The organism is Mitsuaria sp. WAJ17 (assembly GCF_014174515.1).
Classification (GTDB): domain Bacteria; phylum Pseudomonadota; class Gammaproteobacteria; order Burkholderiales; family Burkholderiaceae_C; genus Roseateles_B.
In genome coordinates, this window is record NZ_JACJUG010000161.1 from 1 (window position 1) to 321 (window position 321).

The window sequence follows — 321 nt, forward strand, 5'->3', positions numbered from 1 at the left end:
TCAATCTGCGCTCGGACCCCTATGAACGCAGCGCCACCGGCAAGGACAGCAACCGCCTGGCACTGCGCAAGGCCTGGATTGGCGGGCAGATGCAGGAGCTGCTGACCGAGCACGCGATCAGCCTGCGCATGTTCCCGCCGCGCCAGATGGGCGGCAGCCTCAATCCGAGCGAGCGCGCCGGCACCGCCGGCAAACAGTGAACCCAGGACCCCTCGTGCTCAATACTGCCGACGCCATCCGTCAACGCCGCGCCGTGCGCGGCTTCCGCCCCGATCCCGTGCCCGCCGAGCTGCTGGGCGAGATCTTCGAACTGGCCCAGCG

1 protein-coding gene is annotated in these 321 nt (G+C 69.2%); it reads left to right on the forward strand.

Going from position 1 to position 321, the window contains the following annotated elements; genetic code table 11:
- The coding region (locus H5407_RS23860; RefSeq protein WP_404935660.1) for a hypothetical protein at positions 1 to 200 on the forward strand (200 nt) is incomplete at its 5' end.
- Between the last annotated feature and the right edge of the window lie 121 nt (positions 201 to 321).